Consider the following 23,907-nt stretch of genomic DNA (forward strand, 5'->3'; position numbering starts at 1 on the left):
GGAATGCCAATGGCCGTAGCTGCGATAAGCCCCGAACGCCACGATACCGTGGCGCTGGCCTGGACCAAGGCCGCCATCCTCGACTGCCTGGCCCAGGCGCGCCAGGCGCTGGAGCGCTTTGCCGGCGAACCGGGCGACCTGTCGATGCTGGCCTTCGTGGTGGACAACCTGCATCAGGTTCATGGTTGCCTGCGCATGCTCGAACTGCGCGGCGCCACCCGCCTGGCCGAGGAACTGGAACTGTTCGCCAAGGCCTTGGCCGAGGGCCAGGTCAGCCCCCGGGGTGATTGCCTGGGCGCTTTGTTCCGTGGTCTGGAGCAACTGCCTTCGTACCTGGAGCGCCTGCGCGGTGCCCGCCACGACCTGCCGTTGGTGATGCTGCCGCTGCTCAATCAGCTGCGTGCCTGCCGTGGCGAGGAACCGCTGGCCCAGGCCAGCCTGATCAGCGGTGCCACCCAGCGCTTTGCCGGTGCCGACGACCTGGCCAACCTCGACCTGTCGCTGGGCAACTGGCGTGAGCAGATGCAGGCCGGGCCGGGCCGCGATGCCCTGCGCTCGGTGGTGACCGCGCTGTGTGACGACCTGATGCGCATCAAGGAACGCCTGGACCAGTTCGTGCGTGGCGACCGTCAGCACAACGAGCAGCTCGATGCCCTGCTGGCACCGCTACGCCACGTGGCCGACACCCTGGCGGTGCTGGGCTTCCAGCAGCCACGCCGGGTGATCATCGATCAGGTGCTGGCCCTGCAGGCTCTGGCCCAGGGCGAGCGAGCGGTAGATGACGCGGTGTTGATGGACGTGGCGGGGGCCCTGCTGTACGTCGAGGCTACGCTGAACGGCATGGTCGGCCCATTGGAGGAGAGCGGCCAGGGCGGCCTGCCGGGTTCGGACCTGGCCGAGATCCGCCAACTGGTGCTGAACGAGGCACTTAACGTGCTGCAACAGGCCAAGGACCTGATCGGCGATTGCCTGGAGTCCGGTTGGCCGCGGCAACGCCTGCAACCCTTGCCGGGGCTGTTGCAGCAGGTTCGCGGGGCGCTGGCGATGTTGATGCTGCCGGCCGTGGCCGAGCTGTTCGATGGTTGCGCCGGTTATGTACAGCGCTGGTTGCAGCACCTGGAGGTGGAGCTGCCAGCCGCCGAGCTGACGCACCTGGCGGAAGCCTTGAGCGCAGCCGAATGCTACCTGCAATGGCGGGTGGCCGACCCGTTGGCCGATGGCCAGCCGTTCATCGACATGGCACGCGTCAGCCTGGCAACGCTGGGCGTGCAGTGCACCCAGGTCGATGCCACTGCAAGCCACGATGGCAGCGTGGATGGCATCGATGACGAGTTGCGCGAAGTGTTCCTCGACGAAGCCGGTGAACTGTTGCCGGAAATCGAGCGCCACTGGCTGCGCTGGCGGGCCGACAACCAGCAGCATGAGGCATTGAAGGAAATGCGCCGCGCGCTGCATACGCTCAAGGGCAGTGGCCGCATGGTGCACGCCGAGGCGGTGGCCGAGCTGGCCTGGGGCGCCGAACATTTGCTCAACCGGGTACTCGAGGGCCGCAGTGTGCTCAGCCCGGAAGGCGTGGTGGCCTTGCAGCGGGTGTTCGTCCACCTACCCGACCTGCTGGCCGACTTTGCCGCCGGCCAGTTGCCGCAACTGACCGAAATCGAGCAACTGGCCGGGCACCTGCATGCCCTGGCTGAAAACGCTGCCCCGCTGGCGGCGGACCTGGGTGGCCTGGACCCGCAATTACTGGACATCTTCCGCAGCGAGGCGCAGGGTCACCTGGCCAGCCTGGATGCTTTCCTGCGTGACGCCGGCGACCACGACACGCCGGTAAGCGATGGCTTGCAGCGTGCATTGCACACGCTCAAGGGCAGCGCCGCCATGGCCGGAGTAATGCCGGTGGCCGAACTGGCCACTGCCTTCGACCGCCTGGCGCGTGAGTACAAGGGCCACCAACTGCCGCTGCAAATGGCCGAGATCGAATGGCTGGAAGCCGCGCGCTCGCTGTTCCACCTGGGCCTGGCGCAACTCGACAGCACACCGCTGGCGGCCATCCCCGGCGCCGCCGAGTTGATCGAGCAGGTCAGCCAGGTGGTAGACGAACGCCTGGCCAACTCGCATGGCGACCCGCAGCATGCGCGGCGCAGCAAGCGCGACCCGCAGCGGGTCGCCAGTTTCCTGGCCCAGGCCATGGATATCCTGCTGGATGCCGAATCGTTGCTGTCGCGCTGGCGGGAGCAGCCCGGCCAGCGCGACGCGCTGGATGCTCTGCTCGACCAGCTCACCACCCTGAGCCACGCTGCACACCTGGCGGACCTGTGGCAGATGGACGATATGTGCGAGGCCCTGCTCGACCTGTACGGTGCCGTGGAGGAGGGCAGTCTGCCTGCCGATGCGCGCTTCTTCACCCAGGCCCAGCTGGCCCATGAAGCCCTGCTGGACATGCTCGACGAAGTGGCGGCCGGGCAGGACATTGCGCCACGCGCCGAGCTGGTCGACAGCCTGCGCAATCTGCTGGGCCAGGCCCTGGCGCCGGAGGCCACCGGCCTGGTTGGTATCGACACGGTTACGCCGCCGCACCCGGACATGGACCTGGCCGATACCCTGGGCCTGGGGCTGGCGCACAAGCCTTTGCAGCCCGCTGCGGTGGAGCCGCTGGCCGAAGAGCCGGAAAGCCCAGGCGAAGAGCTGCTGGAAGTGTTCCTTGAAGAAAGCTCGGACATCGTCGAAAGCGCTGCTGCAGCGCTGGCGCGCTGGCAGGCCGACCCGCGCAGCAGTGTCGAGGTGGACAACCTCATGCGCGACCTGCACACCCTCAAAGGTGTGGCGCGTATGGTCGAAATTGCGCCAATTGGCGACCTGGCCCACGAGCTGGAGTTTCTCTACGAACTGCTGGCTGCAGGCCGCTTGCCACCGAGCGCACCGCTGTTCGCCCTGTTGCAGAACTGCCATGACCGCCTGGCGCACATGCTCGATGCCGTGCGCCTGGGCCAGCCCCTGCATGCCGCGACGGCGCTGATCGATTACATCCGCAACTTCAGCAGCGCGGCGCTGACCGACAGTGCTGCGGGCCAGGGGCCGGTCGGCGCCGCTGCCAGCGAGGCGCCGGCGGCAGTACCGGAACGGGCGCCTGGCGACATGGTCAAGGTCGATGCAGAACTGCTCGACGAGCTGGGTAACCTGGCCGGTGAACACTCGATCATCCGCGGGCGCATCGAGCAGCAGGTCAATGATGCCCAGTTCACCCTCAACGAGATGGAAACCACCCTCGAGCGCATGCGCGACCAGTTGCTGCGCCTGGACATCGAGACCCAGGGGCGTATTTCCAGCCGCCAGCAGTTCGAAGGCGATGCCTATGACGACTTCGACCCCCTGGAGATGGACCGTCATTCGCAGCTGCAGCAGCTGTCGCGGGCCCTGTTCGAGTCTGCCTCGGACCTGCTCGACCTCAAGGAAACCCTGGCCCAGCGTGCCCAGGAGGCCCACAGCCTGCTGCAACAGCAGGCGCGGGTGAACAGCCAGTTGCAGGAAGGCCTCACGGCCACCCTGATGGTCCCTTTCGAGCGCCTCGTGCCGCGCTTGCAGCGCGTGGTGCGGCAGGTGGCCAGCGAGTTGGGCAAGCAGGTCGAACTGGTGGTCGGCAATGCCGAGGGCGAGCTGGACCGCAGCGTGCTCGAACGCATGGTGGCGCCGCTGGAGCACATGCTGCGCAATGCCGTCGACCACGGCCTGGAAAGCCGGGAAATGCGCCTGGCCGCCGGCAAGCCGGAGCAGGGCACCATTCACCTGAACTTACTGCACGAAGGCGCCGACATCGTCATCGAGATGACCGACGATGGCGCCGGCGTGCCGCTGGAGGCGGTGCGGCGCAAGGCCATCAAACGCGGCCTGCTGGACCCGCAGGCGCATTTGAGCGATCACGAAATCCTGCAGTTCATCCTGCGCCCGGGTTTTTCCACTGCCGAGAAGATCACCCAGATTTCCGGCCGTGGCCTGGGCATGGATGTGGTGCACGAAGAGGTCAAGCAACTGGGCGGTTCGATGAGCATCGAGTCGGCGCCCGGCAAAGGTGCGCGCTTTCTGATTCGCCTGCCGTTCACCGTGTCGGTCAACCGTGCGCTGATGGTGCACCTGGGCGAAGAGCAGTACGCCATCCCGCTGAATACCATCGAGGGCATCGTCCGTGTGCCACCCGCTGAACTGGCGGCGTGCTACCAGCTGGACATGCCGCGGTATGTGTACGCTGGCCATGAATACGAATTGCGCTATCTGGGCGAGTTGCTGCAGGGCATGCCGCGCCCGGCCTTGCTGGGGCAAAGTGTGCCGCTACCGGTGCTGCTGGTGCATTCTCAGGAACAATCGTTCGCGATCCAGGCCGACGCTCTGTCGCCCAGCCGCGAAATCGTGGTCAAGAGCCTGGGGCCGCAGTTTGCTGCGGTTGCCGGCTTGTCAGGGGCGACGTTGCTGGGCGATGGCCGTGTGGTGCTGATTATCGACCTGTTGGGCCAGTTGCGGGGCCAGCAGCGGCGCCTGGCGCGCCTGCCGGGTGGCGGTGCGGCCCAGCGCCAGGTATTCGGGCCGGCACCGCGGCGGGCCTTGCTGGTGATGGTGGTGGACGACTCGGTAACCGTGCGCAAGGTCACCAGCCGCCTGCTGGAGCGCCACGGCATGAGTGTGCTGACGGCCAAGGACGGGGTCGATGCCATGGCCCTGCTGGAAGAGCACCGCCCGGATGTGCTGCTGCTGGATATCGAGATGCCGCGCATGGATGGTTTCGAGGTCGCCACGCGCATCCGCCGTGACCAGCGGCTGAAAGACCTGCCGATCATCATGATCACCTCGCGCACCGGCCAGAAGCACCGCGACCGGGCCATGGCCATCGGCGTCAACGAGTACCTTGGCAAGCCGTATCAGGAGTCGCTCCTGCTGCAGAGCATCGCCCACTGGAGCCAGACCCATGCTTGAACTGATCGCCGGCCAACGCAGCAGCCTGACCGGACTGTTGCTGCCGTTGGGCGACCGTACCCTGGTATTGCCCAATGTCGCGGTGGCCGAGTTGTGCGGCCAGCGCAACGTGCTGTGCCAGCGCGGTGAGCCGGCCTGGCACATGGGCTGGATCGACTGGCGCCAGCAACGCCTGCCGCTGATCGGCTTCGAGGCCGCGTGTGGTGGCGAGACCCCCTGCGGTGAACGGGCCCGTGTCGTGGTGCTCAATGCCTTGGGCGATACCGGTTTACGCTACCTGGCGCTGCTGCTGCAGGACATACCCCGCTCGTGCAAGCTCGACAGCCAGCTGAACTATGTGGACGTGGCGCTGGGCCGCCTGGAACTGGCAGCGGTGCAGGTGGGCGAGCAGGTGGCGAGGGTGCCGGACCTGGTCGGGCTGGAGCGGCTGGTGCGTGACGCGCAATTGCAACCTGACCTTGGCTAGGATGTGAAGCACATGGCCCTTTCGCCGGCATGCCCGCGAAAGGGCCGTCAGCCTCACATCAGGAACCCAGCCCACCGCGGGAGGTCTGTGTTTGCATGTACTACGGTGAACGCTTCAACGCCTGGACCCATCTGGTCGGTGCTGTCCTGGCCTGTATCGGTGCCATCTGGCTGATCGTGGTCGCGGGCCTGCAAGGCGACCCGTGGAAGATCGTCAGCTTTTCCATCTATGGCAGCACCCTGCTGTTGCTGTACAGCATCTCAACCCTATACCACAGTACTCGCGGGCGGGCGAAGGTGATCATGCGCAAGCTCGATCACCTGTCGATCTATCTGCTGATCGCCGGCAGCTACACGCCATTCTGCCTGGTCAGCTTGCGTGGGCCGTGGGGCTGGAGCCTGTTCGGGATCGTCTGGGGGCTGGCGGTAATCGGCATGCTGCAGGAGATCAAGCCGCGTTCCGAAGCGCGGATTCTGTCAATCATCATCTATGCGGTAATGGGCTGGATCGTGCTGGTGGCGGTGCAGCCGCTGCTGCGCGCACTGGGCACTGCCGGCTTCGCCTGGCTGGCAGCCGGCGGTGTGTTCTATACCGTCGGCATCCTCTTCTTTGCTTTCGACAGCCGCTTCCGCCATTGGCACGGCATCTGGCATCTGTTCGTGATTGCCGGCAGCCTCATGCACTTCGTGGCGGTGTCGTTCTATGTGCGTTAGCTAGAAATCGCCCCACAACTGCTGTGCCACCGACAGTGCCACAACGGGTGCGGTTTCGGTGCGCAGTACCCGTGGACCGAGGCGCGCGGCGTGGAAGCCGGTGGCTTTGGCCTGGTCGACCTCGGCCTCGCTCAAGCCGCCCTCGGGGCCGATCAGGAAGGCCAGCGTGGCCGGCCTGGCATGGCTGGTGAGGGGCTCGGCGACTGGGTGCAGGACCAGTTTCAGGTCGGCCCTTGCGCTGTTCAACCATTCGGCCAGGGTTACCGGTGGGTGGATGACCGGCAAGGTCGAGCGCCCGCATTGCTCGCAGGCGCTGATCGCTACCTGGCGCCAATGGGCCAGGCGTTTGTCGGCGCGTTCGTCCTTCAGCCGCACTTCGCAACGTTCGCTGACGATCGGGGTGATTTCATTTACACCCAGCTCGGTGGCCTTCTGGATCGCCCAGTCCATGCGCTCGCCGCGGGACAACCCCTGGCCGAGATGGATATGCAGCGGTGAATCGGCCTGGCCAGCGAGGGCCTGGTCGAGGCTGACGCGTACGGTTTTCTTGCCCACTTCGAGCAACTGGCCACGGTACTCCTGGCCGCTGCCATCGAACAGTTGCACGGCGTCGCCGGGGGCCATGCGCAGTACACGACCGATGTAATGGGCCTGCGCTTCGGGCAGGTCGTGCTCGCCGAGGCTCAGGGGGGCGTCGATGAAGAAGCGGGACAGTCTCATGGGGTGCTCGTAGGAAAAGGGGTACTTGTCTCTTGCAGAAGCGGCCTTTCGCGACCCAAGGCCGCTCCTGCAAGGGGTTGCGTTCAGGTCCGCAAGCCTAGCCCGGGTCGCGGAAATCGGGGTGGAAGTTGGCCGGTACCGCCACGCTGACGCTCTCGCGGGTGGCGATGTCGATACCCTCGCTGGCCACTTCTGCCAGGAAGTCGATCTGCTCCGGCGTGATCACATAAGGCGGCAGGAAGTACACCACGCTGCCTAGCGGGCGCAGCAGGGCACCACGGGTCAGGGCATGCTCGAACACCTTCAGGCCGCGGCGCTCCTGCCACGGGTAGGCGACCTTGCCGGCCTTGTCCTTGACCACCTCGATGGCCAGGGCCATGCCGGTCTGGCGGATTTCGGCGACATGGGCATGCTCGGCCAGGTGCGCGGTGGCGCTGGCCATGCGCGCAGCCAGGCCCTTGTTGGCTTCGATCACGTTGTCCTGTTCGAAGATGTCCAGTGTCGCCAGTGCGGCAGCACAGGCCAGCGGGTTGCCGGTATAGCTGTGCGAGTGAAGGAATGCGCGCAGGGTCGAGTAGTCGTCGTAGAACGCCTGGTAAACCGTGTCGGTGGTCAGGCACGCGGCCAGCGGCAGATAGCCACCGGTCAGGGCTTTGGACAGGCACAGGAAATCCGGGCGGATGCCGGCCTGCTCGCAGGCGAACATCGTGCCGGTACGGCCGAAGCCCACGGCGATCTCGTCGTGGATCAGGTGCACTTCGTAGCGGTCGCAGGCCTCGCGCAGCAGCTTGAGGTACACCGGGTGATACATGCGCATGCCGCCGGCCCCCTGGATCAACGGCTCGACGATTACCGCGCTGATCGAGGCGTGGTGTTCGGCCAGGGTCTGCTCCATGACCTGGAACATGTTGCGCGAATGCTCCTCCCAGCTCATGCCTTCGGGGCGCAGGTAGCAGTCGGGGCTAGGCACCTTGAGGGTGTCGAGCAGCAGTGCCTTGTAGGTTTCGGTGAACAGCGGTACATCGCCAATCGACATGGCCGCGATGGTTTCGCCATGGTAGCTGTTGCTCAGGGTGACGAAGCGCTTCTTGCCTGGTTTGCCAACGTTCTGCCAGTAGTGGAAGCTCATCTTCAGTGCCACTTCGATGCATGAAGATCCGTTATCGGCATAGAACACCCGGTCGAGCCCGGCCGGGGTCATGGCCACCAGGCGCTCGGACAGCTCGATTACCGGCTGGTGGCTGAAACCGGCCAGTATCACGTGTTCCAGCTGGTCGACCTGGTCCTTGATGCGCTGGTTGATGCGCGGGTTGGCGTGGCCGAACACGTTGACCCACCAGCTGCCCACCGCATCCAGGTAGCGCTTGCCTTCGAAGTCTTCCAGCCACACGCCTTCGCCGCGCCGGATAGGGATCAGCGGTAGCCGCTCGTGGTCTTTCATCTGGGTACAGGGGTGCCACAGGACATCGAGGTCGCGTTTCATCCATTGATCATTGAGGCCCATTGGCACTTCTCCTGGCTGTGGGTTGGTTCGACCGCGTAAGCCTAAGCAATGCCGCGGGGCAGAACAACCGGCGCGGTGCAATGGCGGTGGGGATCGCCGCATTCGAGCGGGCGGGCGCCAATGGCAAAAATGTCAGTTGGCAAAAGCACTTGATGTCGCTGTGCTGGCAGGGCCGACGCACCTGACGTATTCTTAACGCATCTCTCTCGGGGCATTCCTGCCTCTACTCGTTTCTGTAACCCCTGACTCGGAGTTCGCCGACATGGCTGCTGCTTGGGTGCGCCTGTGCGCGTTGGTATTGATTGGTGTGTCCAGCAGCGCTGCGCTGGCAAAGGACAAGACGCCCTCGGCGATCGTCGTGGGTGGCGGCCTGGCGGGCCTCACGGCCGCTTATGAGCTGCAGAACAAGGGCTGGCAGGTGACGCTGCTGGAAGCCAAACCAGGCGTCGGCGGGCGCTCGGGCCTGGCCACCAGTGAGTGGATCGGCAATGCCAAGGCGCATCCGCTGCTCAACCAGTATCTCGAGCGTTTCAAGATTGAAACACAGCCGGCACCGGAATTCGTGCGTAGCCCCGGTTACCTGATCGATGGCGAGTATTTCAGCACCACCGACCTGGCCAGCAAGCAGCCGGCCACGGCCGAGGCAATCAAGCGCTACGAAAAGACCCTCGACGACCTGGCCCGGTCGATCGACGACCCGCTGAACCCGCAAGCCACCAGCACGCTGTTCGCCCTCGACCAGATCAACGTCTCCACCTGGCTGGACAAGCTGCAACTGCCGGCCACCGCCCGCCAGCTCATCAACCAGCAGATCCGTACCCGCTACGATGAGCCGTCGCGCCTGTCGCTGCTGTACTTTGCCCAGCAGAACCGTGTTTACCGTGGCGTCAGCGACCGTGACCTGCGGGCTGCGCGCCTGCCAGGTGGCAGCCCGGTGCTGGCCCAGGCCTTCGTCAAGCAACTGAAGACCATCAAGACCAGCTCGCCGGTGACGGCAATCATCCAGGACAAGGACGGCGTCACGGTCAAAGTCGGCAGTGTCGGTTACCAGGCGGATTACCTGGTGATGGCCGTGCCGCTGCGCGCCCTGGCCAAGATCCAGATGACCCCGAGCCTGGACAGCCAGCACCTGGCGGCGATCAAGGGTACCAACTATGGCTGGCGCGACCAGCTGATGCTCAAGTTCAAGAAGCCGGTGTGGGAAAGCCGTGCGCGCATGTCGGGCGAAATCTTCAGTAACGCCGGCCTGGGCATGCTGTGGATCGAGCCGGCGCTCAAAGGTGGCGCCAACGTGGTGATCAACCTGTCGGGCGACAATGCCCGCTTGCTGCAGGCGTTCGGTGACAAGCAGATGGTCGACCAGGTGCTGATCCGCCTGCACGCGTTCTACCCGCAAGCCCGGGGTTCGTTCACCGGCTACGAGGTCAAGCGCTACAGCACCGATGCCGGTACCGGCGGCGCTTACCTGGCCTATGGCCCGGGGCAGATCAGCAAGTACTGGCGCTTGTGGGAGCGCCCGGTGCAGCGCATCACCTTTGCTGGTGAGCATACCGACGCTCTTTACCCAGGTACCCTGGAAGGTGCCTTGCGCAGTGGCCAGCGCGCGGCGAACCAGGTGCAGGACCTGCTGGCTGGCAAGTCGTTCGACCCGGCCAAGGCGGCACCGGTGGCGGCTGCGGCGGCAGGCGTCGTGGCGGCCAAGGAGAGCAAGGGCGGGTTCTTCTCCAACCTGTTCGGTGGTTCTTCCGACAAGGGTGACAAGGCCCCCGTCAAAGCCGAGGCGAAAAAGGTCGAAGAGGCCAAGCAGGACAAGCCAGGCTTCTTCTCGCGGCTGTTTGGCGGGGCGGACAAGCCTGAAGTGAAGGCCGAGCCGGTTGCCAAGGCAGAACAGGTGTCGCCGACACCTGCGCCAGCGCCGCAAGTTGCACCGGTCCCGGCTGCGCCAGTACCTGCGCCGGTGGCCAAGGAAGCGCCGGCCAAACCAGCGGCAACCAAGGCCGCACCCGCCAAACGTGCCTCTGTGCACAAGCAAGCCCGCAAGCCTGCCGAGACCAGGAAGGCCACTGCCAAGTCCGCGCCTACCAAGAAAGCCGTTGTCGACACTCAGGCCAAGGCTGGTTGATCCGTTGAATTTGCTGGCCCTATAGCCGGCAAGCCAGCTCCCGCAGATGCATCACAGGTTCGAAGGCTTGTGCAATGCCTGTGGGAGCCGGCTTGCCGGCGATGGGGCCGGTACAGGCAAGCACTGATTCCCTGACTTTCGTTAATGTTTCCTTAATGGGAAGCTTTCACAATAAATATCGGATTTTTCGATAATCCAAAGCAATTTTTTCCGCTTTTCTTCGATACGTTTCGCGTTAGTCTGTGCACAGCTTTCACGGGGAAACACGTCAACATGCAACTGCGCAATTCACCTTCTCGCTACGGCGTGGTCAGCATCGTCCTGCACTGGGGCGTGGCTGTTGCAGTCTTCGGCCTGTTTGGCCTGGGTCTGTGGATGGTTGGCCTTGACTACTACAGCCCATGGCGCAAGGCAGGCCCGGACTTGCACAAGAGCATCGGCCTGGTACTGCTGGCGGTGATGCTGCTGCGGGTGCTCTGGCGCTTCATCAGCCCGCCGCCACCGGCACCGGCCAATCATGGCGCTGTTACCCGTCTGGCCGCCAAGCTGGGCCATTTTTCACTGTATGTCGGGCTGTTCGCGGTAATGATCGCCGGTTACCTGATTTCCACCGCCGACGGCGTGGGTATTCCGGTGTTCGGCCTGTTCGAGGTGCCGGCACTGGTCAGCGACCTGCCTGACCAGGCGGACCTGGCTGGCGTGATTCATCTCTGGCTGGCCTGGGGCCTGGTGATTTTTGCCGTACTGCATGCCCTGGCAGCGCTCAAGCACCATTTCATCGACCGTGACGCGACCCTGACCCGTATGCTGGGCCGCAAAGCTTGACTCTCAACCTCAATTGCATAGGAAGGAAGTAAGGATGTTGAAAAAGACTTTTGCCGCTCTGGCGCTCGGTACCGCACTGATCTCTGCCGGCCAGGCCATGGCTGCCGAGTACAAGATCGACAAGGAAGGGCAGCACGCTTTCGTCGACTGGAAGATCAGCCACCTGGGCTACAGCTTCATTCACGGTACCTTCAAGGACTTCGACGGCAACTTCACCTGGGACAGCGCCAAGCCTGAAGCCAGCAAGATCAGCGTCGACCTGAAAACCGCCAGCCTGTGGTCGAACCACGCCGAGCGTGACAAGCACATCGCCAGTGCCGACTTCCTCGACGTGAAGAAGTATCCGCAAGCCAAGTTTGTCTCCACCAGCGTCAAGCCCACTGGCGACAAGACTGCTGACGTGACCGGCGACCTGACCCTGCATGGCGTGACCAAGCCGGTGACCTTCAAGGCCACCTTCAATGGTGAAGGCAAAGACCCATGGGGTGGCGAGCGTGCCGGTTTCAATGCCACCACCACGCTGAACCTGAACGACTTCGGCATCAAGGGCCCAGGCCCGACCTCGCAGACCCTCGACCTGGATATCAGTGTTGAGGGTGTGAAGCAGAAGTAATTCCGACCTGCTGAAGACCGAGGGGGCCGCAAAGCGGCCCCCTCGTCATTTCGTATCTGTCAGCCCTTGCGGGTCAGCAGTGCCGGGCGCTCACCGCGCGGGCGGCTTGGCAGGTCATCCAGTTGCTCTGGCGTCGGGTAACGGTCGAGCTTGGATTCCTTGCGAATGATCAGCGGTTGTTTTTCCGGTTGGCGCGGATTGCGCACGGCCGGCTCTTGGCGAGCTGCATCATCACGGGCCGGACGCCCACGGCCACCGCCATCACGGCGGGCACCGCCACCGTTGTTGGCGCGGGCCGGGCGTTTCTCGCCGCCACCGCCGCTGCGCTGTTGGCCGCCAGTACGACCTTGGCCGCCGCCGCCGCTGTTGCTGCGCTGGCCATTGCCTTGGCCGGCATTGCCGCCCGGGCGGCGATTGCGCCCCGGGCCCTTACCGTTCTGGTACGGGCTGACATAGTCGGCACGGTTACCGAAGTTGTCGATGTCGTCGTCCAGGAACTCCTCCGGGTCGCGGTCGGCAGGTACTTTCGGCACGCTGGTGCTGGCTTGTTGTTGCTGCTGCTGACGTGGCTTCTTGTCACGCGGTTTGCGCTGCTGTTGCTTGTCACCCGCCTTTTCTTTCTCGGCCGGCTTGTCCGCAGCCTGCTGCTTGGCCTTGCCTTTGTCCTTGCCCTTGTCCTTGCGGCCGCCGTTGGCATCTTTGCCGCCTTCGCCACGGGCCTGCTGATTACGGCCGCCGCGGCCGTTGTTCTGCGGGCGCTCGCGTACTTCAGGCTTTTCGGCTTCAACCTGGCTGGCATCGAAGCCCATCAGGTCGCCGTCCGGAATCTTCTGCTTGGTTACCCGTTCGATGCTCTTGAGCAACTTCTCTTCATCCGGCGCGACCAGGGAAATGGCCTCGCCAGAGCGCCCGGCACGGCCGGTACGGCCGATACGGTGAACGTAGTCTTCCTCGACATTCGGCAGCTCGAAGTTGACCACGTGGGGCAGTTGGTCGATGTCCAGGCCGCGGGCGGCGATGTCGGTAGCGACCAGTACCCGCACACTGTTGGCCTTGAAGTCGGCCAAGGCCTTGGTACGAGCGTTCTGGCTCTTGTTGCCGTGGATCGCGGCTGCGGTCAGGCCGTGCTTTTCCAGGTATTCGGCCAGGCGGTTGGCGCCGTGCTTGGTGCGGGTGAACACCAGCACCTGTTCCCAGGCGCCCAGGGTGATCAGGTGCGCCAGCAGCGCGCGCTTGTGGCTGGCAGGCAGGCGATAGATGCGCTGCTCGATACGCTCGACCGTGGTGTTCGGCGGGGTGACCTCGATACGCTCCGGGTTGTGCAGGAGCTTGTCGGCGAGGTCGGTAATGTCCTTGGAGAAGGTGGCCGAGAACAGCAGGTTCTGGCGCTTGGCCGGCAGGCGCGCGAGCACCTTCTTGACGTCATGGATGAAACCCATGTCGAGCATGCGGTCGGCTTCGTCGAGCACCAGGATTTCCACGTGAGCCAGGTCGACCTTGCCTTGGCCGGCCAGGTCGAGCAGGCGGCCCGGGCAGGCGACCAGCACGTCGACACCCTTGGCGATGGCCTGGATCTGCGGATTCATGCCGACGCCGCCGAAAATGCAGGCGCTGACCAGTGGTAGGTCGCGGGCGTAGACCTTGAAGCTGTCGTGTACCTGGGCGGCCAGTTCGCGGGTCGGGGTCAGGACCAGCACGCGAGGTTGGCGTGGGCCATGGCGCTGCGACTTGTCGGGGTGGCCGGCCGGGAACAGGCGCTCAAGGATCGGCAGGGCGAAGCCGCCGGTTTTACCAGTACCTGTCTGTGCAGCGACCATCAGGTCGCGGCCTTGCAACACGGCGGGAATCGCCCGCTGTTGCACGGGGGTCGGCTGGGTATAGCCCGCAGCCTCGATAGCGCGGACAAGAGCCTCGGAGAGACCGAGGGAAGCAAAGGACATGGGCAATCCTGTTCTCGTGTGGGCTGGGCCCGTGTGGGATGTTCTGCCTGGCGCGACGGGCATCGGATGGATGCGATCGCGTCCGGTCCAGCTGGGCTTTCACTGCACATCCGGGTAACGGAGGCTGGACGCTTGAGTGCGTCGATGCCGATCGGGATGCCTGTTGCGAGGCCGAGCGTCCGGGCGTGAGCCGGGCGGGAAGGCCCGAGTATAACAGAGCTATCGCGCCGTGCTGCTTTCCTGCTGCTCAACGGCGTTGGGAATGTTTCCGATGTCGCCTGAGTAGCGCTTGCTGATCACTGCGTAGGCCGGTTCCTGCTTGAAGCGCCGCAGCTCTTCGGCAAAGGCCAGGGCCAGCAACTCGCGCCCCGGCTTGCGTACCAGGCCCAGGTATTGGGCCTGGTGGCTGATCACCAGCGGCATCACCTCGACTTGTTGTTGCAGGCCCAGATGCTGCAGCAGGTAATGGCCAACCCTGCGGTCGGTGATTGCCAGGTCGATTCGGCCCAGGACCAGCTTGCCGAAGTTGGCTTCGTGACTAGGGGCGGCTTCGCGTTTGAAATACCTCGCCTCGTTGAACGCTGCACCATAGTTGTAACCGGGCGAGGTGCCGACGGTGAGGCCGGTGAGGTCCTCCAGTTTGCTGACCGGATGGCGCCGTGTGCCGGCCTGGAACAGGACGAACTCGACATACGACATGGGCTCGGGAGCGTAAACCAGGTAGGGCTGGCGTGATTCGTTCTGGAAGATGTCGAGGATGCCGTCGGCCTGGCCTTGCTCGATCATTGCCAGGCAGCGCTTCCACGGCAGAATCTGCACGTCCACCTCGACGCCAAGGCGTGCGAACACCCGGGTGGTGACTTCGTAATCGATGCCACGCAGCTGACCGTCCTGCAGATATGCATAGGGTGCCCAGTCATCGGTCACCAGGCGCAGGCGTTCGCCCAGGGCCAGGGGGCTCAGGCAGGCCAGCAGAATTATCCAGAGCATACGGACGACATGTGGCATGGCCTGCACAATTTCACTCAATTGTGGGACGACCGCAGCAGATGCTCCTCGATGTCCTTGCGCCGCTCGCCCAAAGTCAGGCGCAGGCCCGGATGGCGCAGGCACTGGCGCAACTGCTCGGGCTGCATGTGGCCATGGCGGGCATTGAGGTTTTCCAGGGCCTTGTCCCACCAGGCCGATGCGCAGGCACGGTCGAACTCGTTGGGGTAGTGGTAGCAGCCATACAGCAACTCGCGGGCGAACTGGCGTTCGTGGCTGGGCAGAGTCATGCTCAGTGCCTTGTAGCCCAGGCGTTGCAGGACCGGTGGCCGTGGCAGCTGGTCATTGACCAGGTGCACGTCGGCCAGCGCCGCGCGGCTAAGCGGGTCATGGCCATGTTTGCGCAACCAGGCCTGAATCTTGGCGCGGAACTGCGCCTTGCGGCTCCAGTAGTGGTGGATGACGTCGGTGCATTCTGCCAGCTCCAGAGTGCGGTAGGCCGCCACCGCCAGGCAGAATTCCTCCAAGGTATAGGCCTCGCGAGCCAGGGGGTGGAACTCGTCCATCATGGCGATGGAGCGGTCCAGGGTGTCTGCATCCTGCGCCGTGAGGCCGATCACCCCGGAGTTGACCAGTGGCATTTGGCAATCGGCAAGGCCACGGGACTCAAGGACGGCCAGCAGGTTCTTGTACAGCAGGCACTTCTGGTTGCTGCCATAGCGTGCGCCGATGGCATTGCACAGCAGGTGGCCTGGGGCTACCCGGGCGAACAGCTCCAGCGGCGACTTGCGGAAGAACGTGTCGGTGTCGATCAGCACGGCCAGTGGATATTGCTGCAGCACTTGACGCAACAGCACATGCTTGCTGCGGAAGTGGTAACCGTGAGGGGCGTTCCATGCCTGGCGCGTTGCTTCGTCCAGCAAATGCACGGTTACCGGCAGGCCGGCGTAGGGCTGTGGGTTGTCGGTGTAGACCTGAATGTCCATGGCTTCGCCTGCTGCCGTGTCCAGATGGGCCAGGGCGCTGATGATGCTGAAGCAGGCTTCTTGGTGATAGGTCGCCGGGCCGAAAGCCAGGTAGACGAGCTGTGGATGCGAGTGCTGCATGGCAGGCAAGACCTGTGTAAACCCGAAAAAATAAGGCTTTAGTCTATGACCAAAGCCTTAGTAGGATCTTAAACAGATTTTGCAAAAAATTTCAGCGTGGCAGCTTCAGATTGTTCCAGATGGCCAGGCTCGGTTCGGCCTGGTTCAAGGTATAGAAGTGCAGGCCTGGTGCGCCGCCTTGCAGCAGTTGCTCGCACATGCGGGTGATCACTTCCTCGCCGAATGCCTGGATGCTGGCGGTGTCATCGGCATAGGCTTCCAGCTGCTTGCGGATCCAGCGCGGGATCTCGGCGCCACAGGCGTCGGAGAAGCGTGCCAGTTTGCTGTAGTTGGTGATCGGCATGATGCCGGGCACTACCGGGATATTCATGCCCAGCTTCTGTGCGCGCTCGACGAAGTAGAAGTAGCTGTCGGCGTTGAAGAAGTACTGGGTGATGGCGCTGTCGGCACCGGCCTTGACCTTGTGCACGAAGTTGGCCAGGTCGGCCTCGAAGTTGCGTGCTTGTGGGTGCATCTCCGGGTAAGCAGCCACTTCCAGGTGGAAATGGTCAGCGGTTTCCTGGCGGATGAACTCGACAAGGTCGCTGGCGTAGCGTAGCTCGCCACTGGCCATGCCCATGCCCGAAGGCAGGTCGCCACGCAAGGCGACGATACGCTTGATGCCGGCGGCCTTGTACTCGGCCAGCAAGGTGCGCAGTTCGGCCTTGGTGTCACCCACGCACGACAGGTGCGGCGCGGCGGGGACCTTCACTTCGCTTTCCAGCTGCAGCACGGTGTTCAGTGTGCGGTCGCGGGTCGAGCCACCGGCACCGTATGTGCAGGAGAAGAAGTCCGGATTGTAGGCAGCCAGCTGGCGGGCGACGCCCATCAGCTTTTCGTGGCCGGCGTCGGTCTTGGTCGGGAAGAACTCGAAACTGTAGCGGCGTTCCTGGGACATCAGACGTTCCTCTAGCAGCCCGCCTCAAGCAGCAAGCTGCAAATAGAAGCCAGATCGGTGATGGCCGATCTGGCTTGGGCATCGTTCAACAAGTTTGAGCCTGGGCTGCAAGCGGCATGGGTGGGTTTTGCACCTGTCTGCCGCTTGAAGCTTGCCGCTTAGTAGCGGTAGGCGTGCGGCTTGAACGGGCCTTCTACGGTAACGCCGATGTAGTCGGCTTGCTGCTGGGTCAGCTGGGTGACCACGCCGCCGAAGCCGCGGACCATTTCCAGGGCCACTTCTTCGTCGAGCTTCTTCGGCAGCACTTCAACGGTCAGGCGTTCGGCTTTCTTCTCGGCCGACAGGTCGGCGAACTTCTGCTGGAACAGGAAGATCTGCGCCAGTACCTGGTTGGCGAACGAACCGTCCATGATGCGGCTTGGGTGGCCAGTGGCGTTACCCAGGTTGACCAGGCGGCCTTCGGCCAGCAGGATCAGGTAGTCGTCGTTCTGTGGGTCGAAGCTGCCGGCGCCGGTGCGGTGGATCTTGTGCACCTGCGGCTTGACCTCTTCCCACGCCCAGTTCTTGCGCATGAAGGCGGTGTCGATCTCGTTGTCGAAGTGGCCGATGTTGCAGACTACGGCGCGCTTCTTCAGGGCCTTGAGCATGTTGGCGTCGCAGACGTTGACGTTACCGGTGGTGGTCACGATCAAGTCGATCTTGCCCAGCAGGGCCTTGTCGATGCTGGCTTCGGTGCCGTTGTTGATACCGTCGATGAACGGCGAAACCACTTCGAAGCCGTCCATGCAGGCCTGCATGGCGCAGATCGGGTCAACTTCGGTGACCTTGACGATCATGCCTTCCTGGCGCAGGGACTGGGCCGAGCCCTTGCCCACGTCACCATAGCCGATCACCAGGGCCTGCTTGCCCGACAGCAGGTGGTCGGTACCACGCTTGATGGCATCGTTCAGGCTGTGACGGCAGCCGTACTTGTTGTCGTTCTTGCTCTTGGTGACCGAGTCGTTGACGTTGATCGCCGGGACTTTCAGCTCGCCCTTGGCCAGCATGTCCAGCAGGCGGTGCACGCCAGTGGTGGTTTCTTCGGTGATGCCGTGCACGCGCTCCAGTACCTGCGGGTACTTCTTGTGCAGCAGTTCGGTCAGGTCGCCACCGTCGTCCAGGACCATGTTGGCATCCCATGGCTGGCCATCTTTGAGGATGGTCTGCTCCAGGCACCACTCGTACTCTTCCTCGGTTTCACCTTTCCAGGCGAACACCGGGATACCGGCGGCGGCGATGGACGCGGCGGCCTGGTCCTGGGTGGAGAAGATGTTGCAGGACGACCAGCGCACTTCGGCACCCAGGGCAACCAGGGTTTCGATCAGCACGGCGGTCTGGATGGTCATGTGGATGCAGCCCAGGATCTTCGCACCTTTGAGCGGTTGCTCGGCCAGGTACTTGCGACGCAGGCCCATCAGTGCAGGCATTTCCGATTCGGCGATGATGGTTTCGCGACGGCCCCAGGCGGCCAGGGAGATGTCGGCGACTTTGTAATCGGTAAAACCAGCAGGCATGTTTGCAGCGCTCATGAGAGCCTCCATTCGTAATGTGCGAATGGGCGCCGTTGTGCGTTGAGCGTCCGCGGGAGCGGACAACGCCCCATCCGAGCCTGACAGGCCGAGCCTGCTGCAGCGCCCCTCGGACGGGTGGCGGGCATGGCACCGCTGTGGGCAACCATGTGAAGCGGCGGAGATTATAGCCGCGCCCGCTGGCTTGCCCAAGGTTTTCTGTCGATTAATCGCGACGATAGTCGATGTTCAATGGAGCGACAGCGACCGCTCTGCCATCATTGCTACATCGCAGCCAAGCAGGTCAGGAGTACAGATGAACTTTCACACCCGCAAATGGGTTAAACCCGAAGACCTCAACCCCAATGGCACGCTGTTCGGTGGCAGCCTGTTGCGCTGGATCGACGAAGAGGCGGCGATCTACGCCATCGTCCAGCTGGGCAACCAGCGCGTAGTGACCAAATACATATCGGAAATCAACTTCGTCAGCGCCTCGCGCCAGGGCGACATCATCGAGCTGGGCATCACTGCCACCGAGTTCGGCCGTACCTCGATCACCCTCAAGTGCGAAGTGCGCAACAAGATCACCCGCAAGGCCATCCTCACGGTCGACAAGATGGTCTTCGTCAACCTTGGCGAGGATGGGTTGCCGGCGGCGCATGGGCGGACCGAGATCAAGTACATCCAGGACCAGTTCCCGGATTCGGCAGTGGAATGAAAATTCTGGGGCTGCTTTGCGGCCCCAGGATCTCAAGGCAGAGCGCTGACCTTGCGCACCACCCGCCCGATGCTCAAGCCCTGCACCAGGATCGACGACAGCACCACGATGTAGGTGATCGACAGCAGCAGGTCGCGCTCCTCGCCCAAAGGCAGCGACAGTGCCAGGGCCACCGACACCCCTCCGCGCAGGCCACCCCAGGTCAGCACCCGTACCGTGCCCTTGGGCACCGCGCGCCAGCGCCGCAGCAAGACGATCGCCGGAGCTACGGTCAACAGTCGTGACAGCAGCACCGCCAGCGCCAGTACACCGCCGGCTGCCAGGTGCAGCCAGTTGAACGGCAGCAGTAACAGTTCCAGGCCGATCAGCGCGAACAGCAGGGCATTGAGCATGTCGTCGATCAGCTCCCAGAACCCGTCCATATAGCGGCGGGTCATGTCGTTCATCGCCAGGTTGCGCCCCAGGTTGCCGATGATCAGGCCGGCTACCACCATGGCGATCGGCGCCGAAACGTGCAGTTCGTAGCACATGGCCGAGCCCCCGATGACCAGCGCCAGGGTGAGCATCACTTCCACCTGGTACTGCTCGACGCTCTTGATCATGCGGTAGGTGGCGTAGCCGATCAGGCCGCCGAACACTACCCCGCCAATGGCCTCGCGGGCGAACAGGATCGCCGTGTCGGTCATGCTCGGGGTTTCGCCCAGGCGGATGATGCCGAGCAACACGGTGAACACCACCACTGCGGTGCCATCGTTGAACAGCGATTCGCCGACAATGGTGGTTTTGAGCGGTTTGGAGGCATTGGCGGTACGTAACGCGCCAAGCACGGCAATCGGGTCGGTAGGCGAGATCAGGGCACCGAACAGCAAGCAGTAGATCAACGGCACCTGCCAGCCGAACAGGGCGAACACCCAGTGCGACAGGTAACCGATGACCACCGTGGCAATCAGGACGCCGACGGTGGCCAGCAGGCCGATCGGCCAGCGGTAGCTGCGCAGGTCGGAGAGGTTGACGTGCAAGGCGCCGGCGAACAGCAGGAATGCCAGCATCCAGTGCATCAGCAAGTCATTGAAGTCGATCTGGTTCATCAGCCCTTCGACGCGTTCTTCCAGGCCAGGGAAGCCGATCAGGCTCAGGCCCTGCAGCATCAGGGAAAACAGCAGCGCCGTGACCATCACGCCAATGGCGGGGGGCAGGCCGATGAAACGGTAATTGACGTAGGTGAGGAGGGTGGTGAGGCAGATAAATGCGGCAACTAGTTCAAGCATCCTGAATCCTGTGACAGTGGCTTCCAAGTCATAACCCGAATGGCTCGGGCAGTTCTTTGATGATCTGGCGAGGGGCTCGGGGCACAGGATTTGACCAGAATTGCTGGAAGCGTTCCGTGTGCTTACAGCTGGAGGGTGCAATTATGCAACGTGGCCATGTCTGTGAGGCCATGGTTGTCAGCCGGTTTGCAAGACTCAAGTCATGCGCCAGGGCTGACAACCATGGCGTAACAGGTTCGGCACGTTGCAACAAATGTGGGAGCGGATTTATCCGCGATGCGCCGCGCGGGCGGCGCTCGATCTAACAGGCGCTGAATCCCCATCGGCGAACACATCCCGGGCAACCCGACCGCCAACGCTATATATTCATCCCTCGAAAACGTCACAAGGACCCAAAGGCGTGCTGGCAACTTCCCTGGTTCTGATCGCCGCCCTGCTGCATGCGACCTGGAATACCCTGATCAAATTCAGCGGCGAACGCCTGCTGGTGATTGCCAGCATGGACACGGTGGCGCTGGCCTTCGCGGTGTTTGCCGTGGCCTTCGCCGAGGTGCCGCCGGCCAGCGTCTGGCCGTGGCTGCTGGCCTCGGCGCTGGCCGAGCAGTTGTACCGCTTCCTGCTGATCCAGGCCTATCGCGTGGGCGACCTGGGGCTGGTCTACCCGCTGATGCGCGGGCTGTCGCCCCTGGTGGTGCTGGCACTCACCCTCGCCTTTGCCGGCGAATCGCTGAGCCAGCAGCAGATCGTCGGCATCCTGCTGATCCCTTGTGGCATGGCCTGCCTGTTGTGGCAGGGTGGGGGTGGTGAGCGGCTACCCTGGTCGATGCTGCCGGTGGTCGCCCTGATTGGCCTGTGCATCGGCTGCTACACCTGGTTTGACGGTCAGGCCGTGCGCCTGTGGGGCAAACCCTGGGATTACCTGGTGTGGCTGACGTTGCTCAGCGCCTGGCCCTTTCCGTTGCTGGCCAGCGTGGCGCGACGTGCGCCGTTCATACTGTTCTGGCGCCTGCAGTGGCGCCTGGGGTTGGCGGTCGGCCTGTGCGTGTTGCTCAGTTATGCCTTGGTGCTGTGGGCCATGCACCTCGGCTCGGTGGCTGAGGCGGCGGCGCTGCGGGAATTGAGCGTGATCCTGGTGGTAGTGCTGGGCATGCGCTACCTCAAAGAACCTTTTGGTCGGCCCCGACTCCTGGCTTGCGGGCTGGTGTTGGCCGGCATGTTGATAATGAAGCTTTGACCTCGAGACTGAACAAGGAGTCCTGCCTATGACCGTTGCCCTGTGGTGCATTCTGATCGCGTTGGTGTTGCCACCCCTGTGCGGGCTGATCGCCAAGGTAAGTGGCCGTTTCGGCCTGAAAGACAACCACGACCCGCGCGCTTTCCTGGATACGCTTTCCGGCCTGCCACGCCGTGCACATGCCGCCCAGCAGAACAGCTACGAGGCCTTTCCGGCGTTTGCCGCGGCGGTGCTGGTGGCCGATATCGTCGGCAATGCCGAGCAGGTGACCCAGGATGTGCTGGGGGTGATGTACATCACCAGCCGCTTGCTTTACATCATCTGCTACCTGGCGGACTGGGCCGTGCTGCGCTCGCTGGTGTGGTTTGCCGGGATGGCGATGATCGTGGCGTTCTTTGTAGTTTCCATCTGAAAACCGGGGGGCCTGATTCGCGGGCAAGCCCGCGAAGAGCCCACCGCCGATCAAGGCACCTTTGGTACTTCAGGCAACGGCTTGCCCTTGGGCCACAGCATCCAGATCTGCCCTTGCTGCTTCATGTTCCCGGCCAGTTCCCCGGCTTCCGGCCCGGTGCCCCAGAACAGGTCGGCCCGCACCTCACCCGTAATCGCCCCTCCGGTATCCTGAGCCGCCACCGGGCGTACCACCGGGGTTGCGTCCGGGCGGGTGGTGGATAGCCAGAGCAGGCTACCCAGCGGAATCACCTTGCGGTCGATCGCTACGCTGTACCCAGCGGTCAGCGGCACGTTCAGCGAACCGCGCGGGCCTTCGTTGCTGTCGGGGCGGGTGCTGAAGAATACGTAGCTGGGGTTGCTGGCCAGCAGCTCCGGTACGCGCTGCGGGTTGGCCTGGGCCCAGGCGTGAATGGCGCCCATGCTGACTTCTTCCTTTTTCAGCTGGCCTTGTTCCACCAGCCAGCGCCCGATCGGCCGGTATGGATGGCCGTTCTGGTCGGCGTAGCCCAGGCGCAGCTGGCGGCCGTCTTCCAGTTGCACCCGGCCGGAACCCTGGACCTGCAGGAACTGCAAATCCATAGGATCGGTCAGCCAGGCCAGCACTGGTGCCTTGGCGCCGTCGCGGTTGATGACTTCGGCGGTGTCGTAAGGCTTGAGTACCCGCCCGTCGAGACGACCGCGCAGGCGTTTGCCCTTGAGCTCGGGGTACACGCTGGCCAGGTCGACCACGATCATGTCATCAGGAATACCGTAGACCGGCACGTGGTTGGTTGCCGACTGCTTCAGGCTGCCGGGGTAGACCGGTTCGTAGTAGCCGGTAATCAGGCCATGGGCGTTGTTCTCGGCGGAACGCAGGCCGTATACCTCCAGGTTCTGCTCCAGGAATGTGCGGACCTGGGCGGCGCTGGCCGTGGCACTGCCGGCGGCTTCGCAGGTGGCGGCCCACACCGGGTCGCGCGCGAGCTTCTCGCAACCGCTGCGCCAGGCATAGAAGCCGGCTAGCAAGTCTTCGTCGCTGACTGCCGGCAGGTCATTCCAGGTGGCCGGGACGTAGGTGGCAATGGCGTGGGGCTCCGGCTTGGCGTTCTCGCCGCCGTTGCAGCCGGCCAGCAAAGCCAGCACCGGGAGCGTCCAGGCCAGATGGCGCAGGGCTGATTTCATGTGTGCATTCCTGTCATGGGCGAAGATGAATATTCACCCCTGTATTTCATGTGGCTATTGGTCTTTGGCCCGCGGGCAGCGATACTGGCCGCCCATTTGCGCAGGCCGAAGTGAGTGTGATGTTGAAGCGATTGACCGTTGTTCTGCTGGCAGCATTGGCCCTGGGCGGCGCCTTGAGTGGTTGCGACCGGGTCGACCCCAACTCGCCGCTGGGCAAGCGCAAGGTAATCTTCAAGGACATGCTCAGAACCAGCGAAGACCTGGGCGGCATGTTGCGTGGCCGGCTGCCTTTCGATGGGGTGAAGTTCGCCGACGGTGCTCAGAAGCTGGACAACCTCGCGCACCAGCCCTGGCAACACTTTCCACAGGTGCGTGATGGTGGCGACAGCAGCGCTCGCGCCGAGGTATGGGAACGCCAGGCACGCTTTCACGACCTGGCCCGGCAGCTGGAAGGCGTCACAGGCGAACTGGCCGATATCAGCCGTAGTCAGCCGCTCGATGCTGCGCAGTTGAAGGCGCCGATGGACAAGGTCGAAGCGGCGTGCAAGGCCTGTCATACCGAATTTCGTAATCATTGATGGCTTGCATGGCTCTGTCTGCAGGCGCGACACAAGGCCGCGCCTACAGTGAT

19 protein-coding genes and 1 riboswitch are annotated in these 23,907 nt (G+C 63.7%); of the genes, 10 read left to right on the forward strand and 9 right to left on the reverse strand.

Annotated features, from left to right (window positions below):
• Positions 1–9 precede the first annotated feature (9 nt).
• The 3 genes from HU760_RS02935 to trhA all read left to right on the forward strand — a co-directional run bounded on the left by HU760_RS02935 (position 10) and on the right by trhA (position 6,141).
• Positions 10–4,962, forward strand: a complete 4,953-nt coding sequence (locus HU760_RS02935; protein ID WP_186672374.1) for a hybrid sensor histidine kinase/response regulator — start codon at positions 10–12, stop codon at positions 4,960–4,962.
• Complete coding sequence (locus tag HU760_RS02940) at positions 4,955–5,428, forward strand: chemotaxis protein CheW (protein ID WP_186672376.1); 474 nt, start codon at positions 4,955–4,957, stop codon at positions 5,426–5,428. Before HU760_RS02935 ends, HU760_RS02940 begins: the two co-directional genes overlap by 8 nt.
• Before the next feature lie 95 nt (positions 5,429–5,523).
• Positions 5,524–6,141, forward strand: a complete 618-nt coding sequence (gene trhA, locus HU760_RS02945; RefSeq protein WP_186672378.1) for a PAQR family membrane homeostasis protein TrhA — start codon at positions 5,524–5,526, stop codon at positions 6,139–6,141.
• Here trhA and HU760_RS02950 read toward each other — a convergent pair whose 3' ends face one another.
• Together HU760_RS02950 and HU760_RS02955 are read right to left on the reverse strand one after the other, a co-directional pair.
• Positions 6,142–6,861 carry a 16S rRNA (uracil(1498)-N(3))-methyltransferase gene (locus HU760_RS02950; protein WP_186672379.1) on the reverse strand — a complete coding sequence of 240 codons (720 nt, stop codon included), beginning with the start codon at positions 6,859–6,861 and terminating at the stop codon, positions 6,142–6,144. It lies immediately after the preceding gene.
• Positions 6,862–6,958: 97 nt separating this feature from the next.
• The gene (locus tag HU760_RS02955) at positions 6,959–8,365 is read right to left on the reverse strand and encodes an adenosylmethionine--8-amino-7-oxononanoate transaminase (protein WP_186672380.1); all 1,407 of its coding nucleotides are present in this window, start codon (positions 8,363–8,365) and stop codon (positions 6,959–6,961) included.
• Between the two features lie 262 nt (positions 8,366–8,627).
• Here HU760_RS02955 and HU760_RS02960 point away from each other — a divergent pair, with 262 nt between their 5' ends.
• From HU760_RS02960 to HU760_RS02970, 3 genes are all read left to right on the forward strand, one after another.
• Entirely contained in the window at positions 8,628–10,487 is a 1,860-nt protein-coding gene (locus HU760_RS02960) for a flavin monoamine oxidase family protein (protein ID WP_186672381.1), read from the forward strand.
• A gap of 273 nt (positions 10,488–10,760) precedes the next feature.
• Positions 10,761–11,312, forward strand: a complete 552-nt coding sequence (locus HU760_RS02965) for a cytochrome b (protein WP_186672382.1) — start codon at positions 10,761–10,763, stop codon at positions 11,310–11,312.
• Between the two features lie 34 nt (positions 11,313–11,346).
• Positions 11,347–11,925 (forward strand): YceI family protein, encoded by a 579-nt coding sequence (locus tag HU760_RS02970; protein WP_186672383.1) that lies wholly within the window; start codon positions 11,347–11,349, stop codon positions 11,923–11,925.
• 59 nt (positions 11,926–11,984) lie between these two features.
• Here HU760_RS02970 and rhlE2 read toward each other — a convergent pair whose 3' ends face one another.
• The 5 genes from rhlE2 to ahcY all read right to left on the reverse strand — a co-directional run bounded on the left by rhlE2 (position 11,985) and on the right by ahcY (position 18,463).
• Positions 11,985–13,865: an RNA helicase RhlE2 gene (gene rhlE2, locus HU760_RS02975; RefSeq protein WP_186672384.1), complete on the reverse strand. Its 1,881-nt coding sequence runs from the start codon at positions 13,863–13,865 to the stop codon at positions 11,985–11,987.
• Between the two features lie 219 nt (positions 13,866–14,084).
• Positions 14,085–14,873, reverse strand: a complete 789-nt coding sequence (locus HU760_RS02980) for a substrate-binding periplasmic protein (protein WP_186672386.1) — start codon at positions 14,871–14,873, stop codon at positions 14,085–14,087.
• Positions 14,874–14,890: 17 nt separating this feature from the next.
• Positions 14,891–15,958, reverse strand: a complete 1,068-nt coding sequence (locus HU760_RS02985; protein ID WP_186672388.1) for a hypothetical protein — start codon at positions 15,956–15,958, stop codon at positions 14,891–14,893.
• Between the two features lie 91 nt (positions 15,959–16,049).
• Entirely contained in the window at positions 16,050–16,895 is an 846-nt protein-coding gene (gene metF, locus HU760_RS02990) for a methylenetetrahydrofolate reductase [NAD(P)H] (protein WP_186672390.1), read from the reverse strand.
• 158 nt (positions 16,896–17,053) lie between these two features.
• On the reverse strand, positions 17,054–18,463 hold the full coding sequence (gene ahcY, locus HU760_RS02995) for an adenosylhomocysteinase (protein ID WP_170033154.1): 1,410 nt from the start codon (positions 18,461–18,463) through the stop codon (positions 17,054–17,056).
• A 20-nt stretch (positions 18,464–18,483) separates the two neighbouring features.
• Positions 18,484–18,580: riboswitch (S-adenosyl-L-homocysteine riboswitch) on the reverse strand.
• A gap of 178 nt (positions 18,581–18,758) precedes the next feature.
• Between ahcY and HU760_RS03000 the strand changes: the two genes are divergently transcribed.
• Positions 18,759–19,160, forward strand: a complete 402-nt coding sequence (locus HU760_RS03000) for an acyl-CoA thioesterase (RefSeq protein ID WP_003257757.1) — start codon at positions 18,759–18,761, stop codon at positions 19,158–19,160.
• 32 nt (positions 19,161–19,192) lie between these two features.
• Here the strand turns inward: HU760_RS03000 and HU760_RS03005 are convergent, their stop codons facing one another.
• Positions 19,193–20,428: a cation:proton antiporter gene (locus tag HU760_RS03005; protein WP_186672392.1), complete on the reverse strand. Its 1,236-nt coding sequence runs from the start codon at positions 20,426–20,428 to the stop codon at positions 19,193–19,195.
• 400 nt (positions 20,429–20,828) lie between these two features.
• Between HU760_RS03005 and HU760_RS03010 the strand changes: the two genes are divergently transcribed.
• Together HU760_RS03010 and HU760_RS03015 are read left to right on the forward strand one after the other, a co-directional pair.
• On the forward strand, positions 20,829–21,662 hold the full coding sequence (locus HU760_RS03010) for an EamA family transporter (RefSeq protein ID WP_186672394.1): 834 nt from the start codon (positions 20,829–20,831) through the stop codon (positions 21,660–21,662).
• Between the two features lie 28 nt (positions 21,663–21,690).
• Positions 21,691–22,074 (forward strand): MAPEG family protein, encoded by a 384-nt coding sequence (locus HU760_RS03015; protein WP_186672396.1) that lies wholly within the window; start codon positions 21,691–21,693, stop codon positions 22,072–22,074.
• A gap of 50 nt (positions 22,075–22,124) precedes the next feature.
• Here HU760_RS03015 and mltA read toward each other — a convergent pair whose 3' ends face one another.
• Positions 22,125–23,276, reverse strand: a complete 1,152-nt coding sequence (gene mltA / locus HU760_RS03020) for a murein transglycosylase A (protein WP_186672397.1) — start codon at positions 23,274–23,276, stop codon at positions 22,125–22,127.
• A 119-nt stretch (positions 23,277–23,395) separates the two neighbouring features.
• On the opposite strand from mltA, the gene HU760_RS03025 reads away from it, so the two are divergent.
• Positions 23,396–23,854: a c-type cytochrome gene (locus HU760_RS03025; RefSeq protein WP_186672398.1), complete on the forward strand. Its 459-nt coding sequence runs from the start codon at positions 23,396–23,398 to the stop codon at positions 23,852–23,854.
• Positions 23,855–23,907 lie beyond the last annotated feature (53 nt).

Source organism: Pseudomonas oryzicola (assembly GCF_014269185.2).
In the GTDB taxonomy this organism is placed as follows: Bacteria; Pseudomonadota; Gammaproteobacteria; order Pseudomonadales; family Pseudomonadaceae; genus Aquipseudomonas; species Aquipseudomonas oryzicola.